Raw genomic sequence first — 13184 nt, forward strand, 5'->3', positions numbered from 1 at the left:
TCTCCTCAGCAGTCCAGTGGGTTGCGTTTTTCCGGGTTGATCCCGAACTTGACGATGGCGTCAGCCACCACCTTGGGTTCGATCTCACCACGGTCAGCCAAGGCTTCCAGGGCTGCCAACACCACGAAGTGACGGTCGACTTCGAAGAAGTGACGCAGCTTCTTGCGGCTGTCACTGCGGCCGAAACCATCGGTGCCCAGGACTTTGAATTCCTTGGACGGGACCCACTGGCGAATTTGTTCAGCAAACAGTTTCATGTAGTCGGTAGAGGCAATGACTGGACCCTTACGGCCGGCCAGGCACTCTTCGACGTAGCTCTTGGCTGGCTTCTGGCCAGGGTGCAGACGGTTGCTGCGCTCTACGGCCAGGCCATCGCGACGCAGTTCGTTGAAGCTGGTGACGCTCCATACGTCGGCACCGACGTTGAACTCGTCGCGCAGGATCTTCGCCGCTTCACGTACTTCACGCAGGATAGTGCCGGAGCCCATCAGCTGTACGTGGTGCGCCGCTTCTTTGGTGTCTTCTTCGAGCAGGTACATGCCCTTGATGATGCCTTCTTCCACACCGGCCGGCATGGCTGGCTGCTGGTAGGACTCGTTCATCACGGTGATGTAGTAGAAAACGTCCTGCTGCTCTTCGGTCATCTTCTTCATGCCGTCCTGGATGATCACCGCCAGCTCATAGCCGTAGGTTGGATCAAAGGTGCGGCAGTTCGGGATGGTGGCAGCCAGGATGTGGCTGTGACCGTCTTCGTGTTGCAGGCCTTCGCCGTTCAGCGTGGTGCGGCCGGCGGTGCCGCCGATCAGGAAGCCACGGGTGCGGCTGTCGCCAGCGGCCCAAGCCAGGTCGCCGATACGCTGGAAGCCGAACATCGAGTAGAAGATGTAGAACGGCAGCATTGGCTGGTTGTGGCTGGAGTACGAAGTACCGGCAGCGATGAAGGAGCTCATGGCGCCCGCTTCGTTGATGCCTTCTTCGAGGATCTGGCCCTTCTTGTCTTCCTTGTAGAACATCACCTGGTCTTTATCGACTGGCTCGTAGAGCTGGCCGACGGAGGAGTAGATGCCCAACTGACGGAACATGCCTTCCATACCGAAGGTACGGGCTTCGTCCGGGATGATCGGGACGATGCGCGGGCCGATGTCCTTGTCCTTGACCAGCTGCGCCAGGATGCGCACGAAGGCCATGGTGGTGGAGATTTCACGGTCGCCCGAGCCGTCAAGGATAGCCTTGAGGGTGCTCAGGTCTGGCGTCGGTACGCTGAAGCTGTTGGCGCGGCGCTGTGGCACGAAGCCGCCCAGTGCGCTGCGACGCTCGCTCAGGTAGCGGGCTTCGGCGCTGTTTGGCTCTGGCTTGAAGAACGGCAGGTTCTCCAGCTCTTCGTCCTTGACCGGGATGTCGAAGCGGTCGCGGAACAACTTCAGGCTGTCGACATCGACTTTCTTGGTGTTGTGCGCGGTGTTCTTCGCTTCGCCGGCACCGGTGCCATAACCCTTGATGGTCTTGGCCAGGATGACGGTGGGTTGTTCTTTGTGGTTGACCGCTTCGTGGTACGCCGCGTAAACCTTGTACGGGTCGTGGCCGCCACGGTTGAGCTTCCAGATTTCGTCGTCGGACAGGTCGGCAACCATGGCCTTGAGTTCAGGCGTGTTGAAAAAGTGCTCGCGAACGAACGCGCCGTCTTTGGCCTTGTAGTTCTGGTACTCGCCGTCGATGACTTCGTCCATGCGACGTTGCAGGATACCGTCGACGTCCTTGGCCAGCAGTGGGTCCCAGAAACGGCCCCAGATGACTTTGGTCACGTTCCACTGAGCACCGCGGAACACGCCTTCGAGTTCCTGGATGATCTTGCCGTTGCCGCGAACCGGGCCGTCGAGGCGCTGCAGGTTGCAGTTGATGACGAAGATCAGGTTGTCGAGCTTCTCGCGGCCGGCCAGGGAGATGGCGCCCAGGGATTCCGGTTCGTCGCACTCGCCGTCGCCGAGGAAGCACCAGACTTTCTGCTTGCCTTCAGGGATGAAGCCACGGGCTTCCAGGTACTTCATGAAGCGTGCCTGGTAGATCGCCTGGATCGGGCCAAGGCCCATGGAAACGGTCGGGAACTGCCAGAAATCAGGCATCAGCCAAGGGTGCGGGTAGGACGACAGGCCCTGACCGTCGACTTCCTGGCGGAAGTTGTTCATTTGTTCTTCGCTGATGCGACCTTCCATGAACGCACGGGCGTAGACGCCTGGCGAGGTGTGGCCCTGGAAGTAGATCAGGTCGCCGCCGTGTTCGTCGGTCGGGGCCTGGAAGAAGTAGTTGAAGCCGATGTCATACAGGGTTGCGCTGGAAGCGAAGCTGGAGATGTGACCGCCCAGGTCCGAATCTTTCAAGTTCGTGCGCATTACCATCGCCATGGCGTTCCAACGTACCAGCGAGCGAATGCGGCGTTCCATGAACAGGTCGCCAGGCATGCGTGCTTCGTGGGTAACGGGGATGGTGTTGCGGTATGGCGTAGTGATGGCGTAAGGCAGTTGCGAGCCGCTGCGGGTCGCGAGTTCGCCCATACGGGTCATCAGGTAGTGAGCACGGTCTTCGCCTTCTTTGTCGAGAACCGATTCCAGGGCGTCCAGCCATTCCTGGGTTTCGACGGGATCGAGGTCTTGCATGGCTTGCTCCAGGGCGGAAAGGCTACCAGAATCGGTTGCCTGAAGTTTGCGACTGGCCTTGTGGGCAGACGACATAAATTCTTGGATGGCCGAAGGTTGCTTCGGCGTCCTGTAGTTTTACTACAAATCGTCGGCCATTTCAGCCTTTCGAATGTATATACGAGTAGTAAAACTACACAAGACTGAGCGTATGGCTCGGTCTTGCTGGTGAGCATAATCGTTATTGTTGGTCTATTGCGAACAAGAAAAGGTGAAACTTTGATGTTGCCTGCCAAGATTAATTTAATTTCAGCTATTTCTAACCTTTGTTCGACAGTCCTTCACCGAGCATGGCTCTTGCCTTCACAACTACACGCCATTTACACGCCGATCAAGGATAGACCATGAGCCTTCCAACGCTGGCCGAACTGCCGGCCATTCTGTTGCCTTACGCCAACCGGGCCGAGCAGTCATTTCGTGACGCGGTGGCCGCGCTGGATGACGATCATGGCCTTTCTGCGTGGACGCCGCAACGGTGGGCCGACTTCGCCCGCGTGTGCGCCGCGAGTGATTTCGTCATTGAACAGGGTGTTCGTGACCCTTTGATGTTGCTGGAGCTGGTGGCCTGGGGCGAGCTGGACCGCGGCTTTGCGCCCGGCGAGCTATGCAGCCAGATAGCCGGTGCCGTGCAACAGGCCGAAACAGAAGATGAACTGGGCCGCGTGCTGCGCCGCCAACGTACGCGCCAGCAGGTGCGCATCATCTGGCGCGACCTCACACGCCAGGCCGACCTGGTGCAAACCTGTCGCGATCTGTCCGACATGGCCGACGCCTGCATCGACCAGGCCTATCAATGGCTGTACCAGCGCCACTGCGCCCAGTTCGGCACGCCGACCGGCGCACGCAGCGGCGAGGCACAGCACATGGTCATCCTCGGCATGGGCAAGCTCGGTGCAGTGGAGCTGAACCTGTCGTCGGATATCGACTTGATCTTCGCTTATCCCGAAGGTGGTGAAACGGTGGGCGTGAAGCGCGCCCTGGATAATCAGGAGTTCTTTATTCGCCTGGGTCAAAAACTGATCAAGGCCCTGGACCCGATGACCGTCGATGGTTTTGTCTTCCGCGTCGACATGCGCCTGCGCCCCTACGGTTCGGCCGGCGCCCTGGTGCTGAGCTTCAACGCGCTGGAGCAGTACTACCAGGACCAGGGTCGGGACTGGGAGCGCTACGCCATGATCAAGGCGCGGGTGGTGGCCGGCGACCAGGCGGCTGGCGCGCAACTGCTCGACATGCTGCGCCCGTTTGTCTACCGCCGTTATCTGGACTTCTCGGCCATCGAAGCGCTGCGCACCATGAAGCAACTGATCCAGCAGGAAGTACGGCGCAAGGGCATGGCCGACAATATCAAGCTGGGCGCGGGCGGCATTCGTGAGGTGGAATTTATCGCGCAGGCATTCCAGCTGATCCATGGCGGCCGCGACCTCAGCCTGCAGCAACGCCCGCTGTTGAACGTGCTGGGCACGCTGGAAGGCCAGGGTTATTTGCCCGCAGCGGTGATCAGCGAGCTGCGCAGCGGTTACGAGTTCCTGCGCTACACCGAGCATGCGATCCAGGCGATTGCCGACCGCCAGACGCAAATGCTGCCGGACAGGCCCGAAGACCAGGCGCGCATTGCCTTTATGCTGGGCTTCAGTGACTGGGCCGCGTTCCACGAGCGCCTGATGTACTGGCGTGGTCGCGTGGACTGGCACTTTCGCCAGGTGATTGCCGACCCTGATGAGGAAGAAGGCGAAGAAAGCGAATTGGTGGTCGGTGGTGAATGGTTGCCACTGTGGGAGGAATCCCAGGATGACGACGCGGCGTGCCGTCAACTGAGTGAAGGTGGTTTCACCGATGCCCCCAAGGCCCTCAAGGCGTTGGCCAGCCTGCGTGCCAGCCCGCAGTTGCGCGCCATGCAGCGCCTGGGGCGTGAGCGCCTGGATGCGTTTATCCCGCGCCTGCTGGCCCAGGCCGTTGAACATGCCAACCCCGACCTGGTACTGGAGCGCGTGTTGCCGCTGGTGGAAGCCGTGGCCCGGCGTTCGGCCTACCTGGTGTTGCTGACTGAGAACCCCGACGCCCTGCGTCGCCTGCTGACATTGTGCGCGGCCAGCCCTTGGATCGCCGAACAGATCACCCGTTTTCCGCTGCTGCTGGATGAATTGCTCAACGAAGGCCGCTTGTTCAAGCCGCCGCTGGCGCCGGAGCTGGCCGCTGAGTTGCGCGAGCGCCTCACGCGCATTCCCGAAGATGACCTTGAGCAGCAAATGGAAGCCTTGCGCCATTTCAAACTGGCGCACCGCCTGCGGGTGGCCGCCTCGGAAATCGCCGGCAGCCTGCCGTTGATGAAGGTCAGCGACTACCTCACCTGGCTGGCCGAAGCGATTCTTGAACAAGTGCTGGCCCTGGCCTGGCGCCAGACCGTCGCCCGTCACGGCTCGCCGCAGCGACTGGACGGCACCCTGTGCGATCCTGGGTTCATCATTGTCGGTTATGGGAAAGTGGGCGGCATCGAACTGGGGCATGGTTCGGACCTGGACCTGGTGTTTATCCATGACGGCGACCCCCAGGCCGAGACGGACGGTGCCAAGCCGATCGATGGCGCGCAATTCTTTACACGCCTGGGCCAGCGCATCATTCACCTGCTGACCACCCAGACCAACTCCGGCCAGCTGTATGAAGTGGACATGCGCCTGCGACCTTCCGGCGCATCGGGCTTGTTGGTGAGTTCCCTGGGGGCGTTTGATCGCTATCAACAAAATGAAGCCTGGACCTGGGAACATCAGGCCCTGATCCGCGCGCGGGTACTGGTGGGCAGCCAGGATGTGGGCCAGGCGTTCGAGCAGGTACGGGCTAACGTGTTGGGGCGTGAGCGGGACTTGGAGAAGCTGCGCCAGGAGGTCAGCGAGATGCGTGCCAAGATGCGTGACAACCTGGGCACCAAGGCCACGACGGCCGGCAGGGGCGCCAATGCCTTCGAGGCCACGGCGCTGTTCGACCTCAAGCAGGACGCCGGAGGTATCGTCGATATTGAATTTATGGTGCAATACGCGGCTTTGGCGTGGTCTGCGCAACATCCATCGTTGCTGCGCTACACCGACAATATCCGCATTCTGGAGGGCCTGGAGCAGGTCGGGCTGATGCCCGCCGCCGATGCCCATTTGCTGCGTGAAGTGTACAAGGCTTATCGCTCAGCCGCGCACCGCCAGGCTTTGCAGAACGAGGCCGGTACGGTAGCCGGGGACCAGTTCGCCGACGAGCGGCGACAGGTGATGCGAATCTGGCAGGCGCTGGGCTTAAATTGAAACTCGACTGATTGGCGACGCCAATTTTTATATGGGATGCGGATTAATGTGGGAGCCGGGCTTGCCCGCGATGCAGGCGCCTCGGTTTATCAGGGATACCGAGGTGATGCGATCGCAGGCAAGCCAGCTCCCACATAAAGATGCTCCCTGGCGCACCGCGATCTACAGTCATTATCGAGGCGGGGAGGCATAGGCCTCCCCGCATCGTTTGTGGAAACTACATGAATATTCTGATCGTTGGGCCCAGTTGGGTCGGTGACATGGTGATGGCACAGACACTGTTTCAGTGCCTGCGCCTGCGCTATCCAGACTGCCAGATCGACGTGCTCGCCCCTGAGTGGAGCCGGCCGATCCTTGAGCGCATGCCCGAGGTGCGCAAGGCCTTGAGCTTCCCGCTCGGCCACGGTGCCCTGGAGTTGGCGACCCGCCGACGCATCGGCAAGTCCATGGCCGGCCAGTACGACCAGGCGATCCTGCTGCCTAACTCGCTGAAGTCGGCGCTGGTGCCGTACTTTGCCGGTATCCCCAAGCGCACCGGCTGGCGCGGCGAGTTTCGCTATGTGCTGCTCAACGACGTGCGCACCCTGGATAAAGCCCGTTACCCGTTGATGATCGAACGCTTTATGGCTTTGGCCTACGAGCCGGGTGCTGAACTGCCCAAGCCGTACCCACGCCCCAGCTTGCAGATCGACCCGGTGACCCGCGACGCGGCGCTGGCCAAGTTCGGCCTCACCCTGGATCGGCCCGTATTGGCCTTGTGCCCTGGCGCCGAGTTTGGCGAGTCCAAGCGCTGGCCGTCGGAGCATTACGCCAAAGTCGCTGATACCAAGATCCGCGAAGGCTGGCAGGTGTGGTTGTTCGGTTCCAAGAACGATCATTCGGTGGGCGAAGACATTCGCCAGCGCCTTATACCCGGCCTGCGTGAAGAAGCGGTGAACCTCAGTGGCGACACGTCCCTGGCTGAGGCCATCGACCTGTTGTCGTGCGCCGACTCGGTGGTGTCCAACGATTCCGGCCTGATGCATGTGGCGGCGGCGCTGAACCGTCCGCTGGTGGCCGTGTACGGCTCCACATCCCCAGGCTTCACTCCGCCGTTGGCCGACAAGGTCGAAGTGGTGCGCCTGGGTCTGGATTGCAGTCCGTGTTTTGACCGCACCTGCCGCTTCGGCCACTACAACTGCCTGCGCCAGTTGCTGCCCCAGCCGGTAACCGATGCCTTGCAGCGTTTGCAGGGCGACGTGGTCGAGGTTCACTGAGTTGCGGGTTCTGGTAATCAAGACCTCATCCCTGGGCGACGTGATCCATGCCTTGCCGGCCCTCACTGATGCAGCACGGGCGATTCCCGGCATTCGGTTCGACTGGGTGGTGGAAGAAGGCTTTGCCGAAATCCCAACCTGGCACCCGGCGGTCGACAAGGTCATCCCGGTAGCGATTCGCCGCTGGCGCAAGAACCTCTGGCAAACCATCAAGAGCGGTGAATGGCGGCGGTTCAAGCAGGCGGTGCAGTCGACCAAATATGACCTGGTGATCGATGCCCAGGGCTTGCTCAAAAGCGCCTGGCTGACCCGCTATGTGCGGGCGCCCATCGCCGGCTTCGACAAAGATTCTGCGCGTGAACCCCTGGCTGCGCGCTTTTATTCGCGGCGCCTGGCCGTGGCCCGTGGGCAGCATGCGGTGGAGCGCTTGCGCCAGCTGTTCGCCGTGGCGCTGGGCTACGACCTGCCCCAACGCCTGGGCGACTACGGCCTGAGCGTTGAAAAGCTGCTTGGCCTGCCGCCGAAAAAACCGTTCGTATTGCTGCTGCACGGTACTACCTGGGACACCAAGCACTGGCCCGAAGCCTATTGGCGCGAGCTGGCCGAACGCATGGGCCGTTTGGGCGTCGATGTAAAGCTGCCGTGGGGCAACGCCGCCGAAAAGGCGCGGGCCGAACGCCTGGCCCTCGGCCTGCCCAACGCCGAAGTGTTGCCCAAGCTCAACCTGGCGGGCGTTGCCCGTGTCTTGGCGAGCGCCCGTGCCTGCGTGGCCGTCGACACCGGCCTTGGCCACTTGGCGGCGGCATTGGACGTGCCGACCATTTCCCTGTTCGGCCCCACCAACCCAGGCCTCACCGGTGCCTACGGCAAGGGCCAGATTCACTTGGCCAGCGACTGGCCGTGTGCGCCTTGCCTGCAAAAACAGTGCACTTATCAACCCACTGCCGACGACCTGCGGCGGTTCGACATCGCACGCGAGTCGCCCCTGTGCTTCACGCGCTTGAACCCTGAGCGTGTCGCAAGCCGGCTGAGCACGTTGTTACTGGCCGAGGAGCAGCACTGATGCAACTGGCTTTTGTTCTGTACAAGTACTTTCCTTTCGGTGGCCTGCAGCGCGACTTCATGCGCATCGCCCTGGAATGCCAGCAGCGCGGCCACAGCATTCGGGTGTACACCCTGATCTGGGAAGGCGATATCCCGCCAGGCTTTGAGGTGCTGGTGGCGCCGGTCAAGGCCTTGGTCAACCACCGCCGCAACGAAAAGCTCTACGCCTGGATCCAGGCCGACCTGGCCAAGCGCCCAGTGGACCGCGTGGTGGGCTTCAACAAGATGCCGGGGTTGGACCTGTATTTTGCCGCCGACGGTGTGTTCGAGGACAAGGCCCAGACACTGCGCAACCCGATGTATCGCTGGTTCGGGCGCTACAAGCACTTTGCCGAATACGAGCGCGCCGTGTTCGATAAAAACGCCAAGACGCAGATCATGGTGTTGTCCGAGCATCAGCAACAGCTGTTTACCCAGTATTACGGCACCCAGGCCGAGCGTTTTCACCTGTTGCCACCGGGTATTGCCCGCGACCGCCGCGCCCCGCCGAACGCCGCCGAGATCCGCGCCGAGTTCCGCGCTGAATTCGGCTTGGCCGAAGACGATTTGCTGTTGGTGCAAATCGGTTCGGGGTTCAAGACCAAGGGCGTCGACCGCAGCCTCAAGGCGCTGGCCGCACTGCCTTCGCGGCTGAAGAAACGTACCCGGCTATTTGTAATCGGCCAGGACGACCCCAAAGTATTCCAATTGCAGAGCGCGGCGCTGGGCCTGGGCGACCAGGTGCAGTTCTTCAAGGGCCGCAATGATATTCCGCGTTTCCTGCTGGGGGCGGACCTGTTGATTCACCCCGCGTACAACGAGGCGGCCGGCATGGTGCTGGTCGAAGCGGTGGTCGCCGGCCTCCCGGTACTGGTGAGCCAGGTGTGCGGCTACGCGTTCTACATCGACAAGGCCCAGAGCGGCCGGGTGTTGGACGAGCCGTTCGAGCAAACCCAGCTCAACCAGTATCTGGTCGATATGCTCGACGACCCACAAGCGCGTGCGACCTGGAGTCGCAATGGTCTGGCCTTCGCCGAGACGGCCGACCTCTTTAGCATGCCGCAGTACGCTGCGGACCTGATTCTGGCGGAGCCAAACCGATGAAGTTGATTCTAGCCGAACCCTTCAAGACCCTCTGGGCCGGACGCGATGCGTTCGCCGAGGTCGAGAAGCTGGAAGGCCAGGTGTTCCGCGAGCTGGCCGCTCGCCGTACGTTGCGTACGGTGGTCGAGGGCCAGCCTTATTTTGTGAAGATCCACCGTGGGATCGGCTGGGGCGAAATCCTCAAGAACCTGGTTACTGCCAAATTACCGGTGTTGGGCGCGGGCCAGGAGTGGGTGGCGATCCAGCGCTTGCAGGCGCTTGGTGTACCGACCATGACCGCCGTGGCGTTCGGTGAAAAAGGCAGCAACCCGGCCGACCAGCACTCGTTCATCATCACCCAGGAACTGACCCCCATCATCAGCCTGGAAGACCTGACCCTCGACTGGGTCAAGCAACCGCCCGTGCCGTCGATCAAGCATGCCTTGACCCTTGAGCTGGCGCGTACCGTGGGCGCGATGCACCGCGGTGGCGTCAACCACCGTGACTGCTACCTCTGCCATTTCCTGCTGCACACCGACCGGCCCATCAGTGTCGACAACCTCAAGCTGTCGGTGATCGACCTGCACCGTGCCCAGGTGCGTGCGACGATCCCCGTGCGCTGGCGCAACAAAGACTTGGCCGGCCTGTATTACTCCGCGTTGGAGATCGGCTTGACCCAGCGCGACAAGCTGCGTTTTCTCAAGGCCTATTTCCAGCAGCCGCTGCGCCAGATCCTGGCGGAGCAAACCGCGCTGTTGTCTGCGCTGGAACGCATGGCAGCAAAGCTGTATGCGCGTAAACAACGATACGGGGATGCAATCTGATGGCGGGTTGGAATCTGGAACCTGCCTACGCCGCCCTGGCGGATGACTTTGGAAGCCTGGACGCGGTGTTCGCCTTGCAAGGCGAGCGGCTGACCCGCGACCCGTTGTCGGAAGTGATTCGGGTGGAGCGTGGCGGGGTCAATTATTACGTCAAGCGCTACGTAGGTGCCGGCAAGGGCCTGCGTCGTTACCTGGGTCGGCCGCGGGTGAAGTCCGAATGGCAGAACCTCAAGCGTTTCGCCAAGTGGGGCATCCCCACCGCCGACGTGGTGGCCTGGGGCCTGGACCGCAAGGGCCTGGCCTATAACCGTGGCGCCATGATCACCCGTGAACTGCCCAAGACCGAAGATCTGTCGGTGCTGGCCGAGCGTCACGATGAGCGCCTCAAAGACCCCCGGTGGGTCGATGGCATCAGCCGCCAGCTCGCCGAATACACGCGCACCATGCACGATCACCGCTTCACCCATAACGACTTGAAGTGGCGCAACCTGCTGGTGGACGACCAGCGCACCCTGTACCTGATCGACTGCCCCAACGGTGATTTCTGGCGCGGCTTCTGGCTCAAGTACCGCATCACCAAGGACTTGGCCTGCCTGGACAAAGTCGCCAAGTATCACTTGTCGGCCACCCAGCGCCTGCGTTTCTACCTGCAATATCGCCAGCGCGCGCACCTGACCGCGTCGGACAAACAGCGAATTCGCCATGTGGTGAAGTTTTTCGAGGGACGCGAATGAGTGACTTCCTGGCGGCTGAAGACCGCGCTCTGCTTGAGCGCAACGGCCTGGCGACCTTCGACGCCCTGTGGGCCAAGCAACTGGATGCGGTGGACGAGCCGAACACCAGCGGCGACGGTTGGAGCAGTGTGTATCGCCTGGAGCTTGAGGGGCAGGGCTACTACCTCAAACGCCAGAGCAACTACCTCACACGCACCTTGCACCGGCCGTTTGGCGAGCCGAGTTTTGCCCGCGAGTTTCGCAACATCAGCCTGTATCGAAAGCTCGGCATCCCGGCCCTGCAAGCGGCGTTCTTCGGTGAGCGCAAGGTCAAGGGTGAGCGCCGGGCGATGCTGCTCACACGGGCCCTGGATGGCTGGAATGACCTGGATTCGTTGCTGGAGCAGTGGGCGCAATTGAGCGCAGCCCAGCACAGTGCGATCCTGTTGGCCTGCGGCAAGCTGGCGCGTCATCTGCACAGCGTCGGGCAGGTGCATGGCTGTTTTTACCCCAAGCATATTTTCCTGCAGCCTGCCGGTGAGGGGTATGCCGCACAGTTGATCGACCTGGAGAAAACTCGCCCGCTGTTGTTTGGCTGGCGTGACCGGGTCAAGGACCTGGAACCGCTGCTGCGCCGTGCGCCGCAATGGTCGGATGCGCAGGTGCGCCAACTGCTGGCGGCGTACCTTGAGCAGCCCGAGGACGGTGCCCTGGTGTCCACTTGGCACCAGCGCCTGACCGCGCGCCGCAGCCACAAGGAGAACCGCTGATGCGTTTATCCGAGCTGAAATCGGCTGGGCGTACCCCCAGCCTGCCACTGACCCTCGACCTGGCGGATGCCGCCGGCCCTGGGCAATTGCAATTGCTGAGCCTGCTGCGGGTGTTGCCGGGGCAGCGCTACGTGGGTGCCGCCGTGTGGCGTGGTCGCCCGGTGTTGGCCAAGTTGTTGGTGGGCAGCAAGGCGGCGCGGCATTTTCAGCGTGAGCTCACGGGTGTGCGTCTGTTGGCTGAGCAAGGCCTGACCACGCCGTTGCTGCTGGCCGATGGCTTGCAGGACGGCGAGGGTGGTTGGCTGCTGTTTGAATTTATCGAGGGGGCCCAAAGCCTGTCCGACGCTTGGCTCGCCGTCGAAAACCTGCCGCCGTTGGCGGACGAACAAACCGCTGTGCTCGCCGAAGCGCTGGGCGCGATCGCCCAGATGCATGCCAAGGGCCTGTGGCAAGAAGACCTGCACCTGGACAACTTGTTGCGCAAGGATGGCAAGCTGTATCTGATCGATGGCGCCGGCATTCGTGTCGAAGAGGCGGGCAAGGCGCTGTCGCGCAATCGAGTGCTGGAGAACCTCGGTGTGTTCTTCGCCCAACTGCCGAAAAACCTCGAACCTTTTACCGAAGAGTTGCTGGTGTATTACTTGCTGGCCAACGGCGAACACGCCTTGCCAATGCAAGCCCTGGAAAAACAGGTGCGTAAAGTCAGCGCCTGGCGCTTGAGAGACTACCTGGACAAGACCGGCCGCGAATGCACGCTGTTCAGTGTGGTGCGCGGCGCTTTTGGCTTGCGTGCGATCCGCCGCGAAGAGGAAGCTGCGATGGTGCCGGTGCTTGAGCAAGCCGATGCGTTGCTCGACCAGGGTCACCTGTACAAGACCGGTGGCGCGGCGAGCGTGGCCAAGGTCGACGTGGCCGGCCGGCCGCTGGTGATCAAGCGCTACAACATCAAGGGTTTTGCCCATTGGCTCAAGCGCTTCTGGCGCCCGAGCCGCGCCTGGCACTCCTGGCGCGAAGGCAACCGCCTGGCCTTCCTGGGCTTCGCCACACCCAAGCCGCTGGCGGTGCTGGAGAAACGGTTCCTGTGGTTGCGCAGCCGCGCCTATCTGGTCACCGAATACCTGCCTGGGCCGGACATCATCGAGCGCTTTGCGCCGTATGTGGAGAGCGGCGAGGCGCCCGAGAGCGAGTTGCAGGCGCTGGACCAGCTGTTTGCCGACTTGATCCGCGAGCGCATCAGCCATGGGGATTTCAAGGGCCATAACCTGTTCTGGAATGACGGGCGCTGGGCGATGATTGACCTGGATGCGATGTGCCAGCACTCTTCCGCTGCCAGCTTTGCGCCGGCCTATGCCAAAGACCGTGCAAGGTTTATGCGTAACTGGCCGCAGGGCAGTGCGCTGTACCAGGTGATTGACCAGCGCTTGCCCAAAGAGGCGGGTGTCGGCAGTTAAACCTATCGCGGGCAAGCCCGCTCCCACACT

General features: G+C 61.9%; 9 protein-coding genes. 8 read left to right on the forward strand and 1 reads right to left on the reverse strand.

The features are described 5' to 3' along the window. Positions 1 to 5: 5 nt before the first annotated feature. Positions 6 to 2651, reverse strand: coding sequence for a pyruvate dehydrogenase (acetyl-transferring), homodimeric type (aceE, locus tag ACP7CZ_RS09280; RefSeq protein WP_003187985.1), 2646 nt, complete (start codon positions 2649 to 2651; stop codon positions 6 to 8). 383 nt (positions 2652 to 3034) lie between these two features. Here aceE and glnE point away from each other — a divergent pair, with 383 nt between their 5' ends. From glnE to ACP7CZ_RS09320, 8 genes are all read left to right on the forward strand, one after another. Beyond that, positions 3035 to 5974: a bifunctional [glutamate--ammonia ligase]-adenylyl-L-tyrosine phosphorylase/[glutamate--ammonia-ligase] adenylyltransferase gene (gene glnE / locus ACP7CZ_RS09285; RefSeq protein ID WP_220382812.1), complete on the forward strand. Its 2940-nt coding sequence runs from the start codon at positions 3035 to 3037 to the stop codon at positions 5972 to 5974. 221 nt (positions 5975 to 6195) lie between these two features. Beyond that, positions 6196 to 7230, forward strand: coding sequence for a lipopolysaccharide heptosyltransferase II (waaF, locus tag ACP7CZ_RS09290; protein WP_054918888.1), 1035 nt, complete (start codon positions 6196 to 6198; stop codon positions 7228 to 7230). 1 nt (position 7231) lies between these two features. Continuing rightward, on the forward strand, positions 7232 to 8293 hold the full coding sequence (waaC, locus tag ACP7CZ_RS09295) for a lipopolysaccharide heptosyltransferase I (protein ID WP_054896238.1): 1062 nt from the start codon (positions 7232 to 7234) through the stop codon (positions 8291 to 8293). Then, positions 8293 to 9417, forward strand: coding sequence for a glycosyltransferase family 4 protein (locus tag ACP7CZ_RS09300; protein WP_014716627.1), 1125 nt, complete (start codon positions 8293 to 8295; stop codon positions 9415 to 9417). Before waaC ends, ACP7CZ_RS09300 begins: the two co-directional genes overlap by 1 nt. Then, the gene (rfaP, locus tag ACP7CZ_RS09305) at positions 9414 to 10220 is read left to right on the forward strand and encodes a lipopolysaccharide core heptose(I) kinase RfaP (protein WP_054896239.1); all 807 of its coding nucleotides are present in this window, start codon (positions 9414 to 9416) and stop codon (positions 10218 to 10220) included. The genes ACP7CZ_RS09300 and rfaP overlap by 4 nt, the downstream gene beginning before the upstream one ends. Beyond that, entirely contained in the window at positions 10220 to 10954 is a 735-nt protein-coding gene (locus ACP7CZ_RS09310; protein ID WP_003187993.1) for a lipopolysaccharide kinase InaA family protein, read from the forward strand. The genes rfaP and ACP7CZ_RS09310 overlap by 1 nt, the downstream gene beginning before the upstream one ends. Next, positions 10951 to 11703 (forward strand): lipopolysaccharide kinase InaA family protein, encoded by a 753-nt coding sequence (locus ACP7CZ_RS09315; protein WP_034125618.1) that lies wholly within the window; start codon positions 10951 to 10953, stop codon positions 11701 to 11703. The genes ACP7CZ_RS09310 and ACP7CZ_RS09315 overlap by 4 nt, the downstream gene beginning before the upstream one ends. Continuing rightward, complete coding sequence (locus ACP7CZ_RS09320; RefSeq protein WP_057975424.1) at positions 11703 to 13154, forward strand: lipopolysaccharide kinase InaA family protein; 1452 nt, start codon at positions 11703 to 11705, stop codon at positions 13152 to 13154. The genes ACP7CZ_RS09315 and ACP7CZ_RS09320 overlap by 1 nt, the downstream gene beginning before the upstream one ends. Positions 13155 to 13184 lie beyond the last annotated feature (30 nt).

The organism is Pseudomonas sp. DWP2-2, from assembly GCF_049897065.1.
Lineage (GTDB): Bacteria > Pseudomonadota > Gammaproteobacteria > Pseudomonadales > Pseudomonadaceae > Aquipseudomonas > Aquipseudomonas paracarnis.

Coding starts and splice junctions, on each gene's coding strand:
- ACP7CZ_RS09300 (WP_014716627.1), top strand. CDS start 8,293: ATGCAACTGGCTTTTGTTCTGTACAAGTACTTTCCTTTCGGTGGCCTG.
- waaF (WP_054918888.1), top strand. CDS start 6,196: ATGAATATTCTGATCGTTGGGCCCAGTTGGGTCGGTGACATGGTGATG.
- glnE (WP_220382812.1), top strand. CDS start 3,035: ATGAGCCTTCCAACGCTGGCCGAACTGCCGGCCATTCTGTTGCCTTAC.
- ACP7CZ_RS09315 (WP_034125618.1), top strand. CDS start 10,951: ATGAGTGACTTCCTGGCGGCTGAAGACCGCGCTCTGCTTGAGCGCAAC.
- ACP7CZ_RS09310 (WP_003187993.1), top strand. CDS start 10,220: ATGGCGGGTTGGAATCTGGAACCTGCCTACGCCGCCCTGGCGGATGAC.
- aceE (WP_003187985.1), bottom strand. CDS start 2,651: ATGCAAGACCTCGATCCCGTCGAAACCCAGGAATGGCTGGACGCCCTG.
- rfaP (WP_054896239.1), top strand. CDS start 9,414: ATGAAGTTGATTCTAGCCGAACCCTTCAAGACCCTCTGGGCCGGACGC.
- ACP7CZ_RS09320 (WP_057975424.1), top strand. CDS start 11,703: ATGCGTTTATCCGAGCTGAAATCGGCTGGGCGTACCCCCAGCCTGCCA.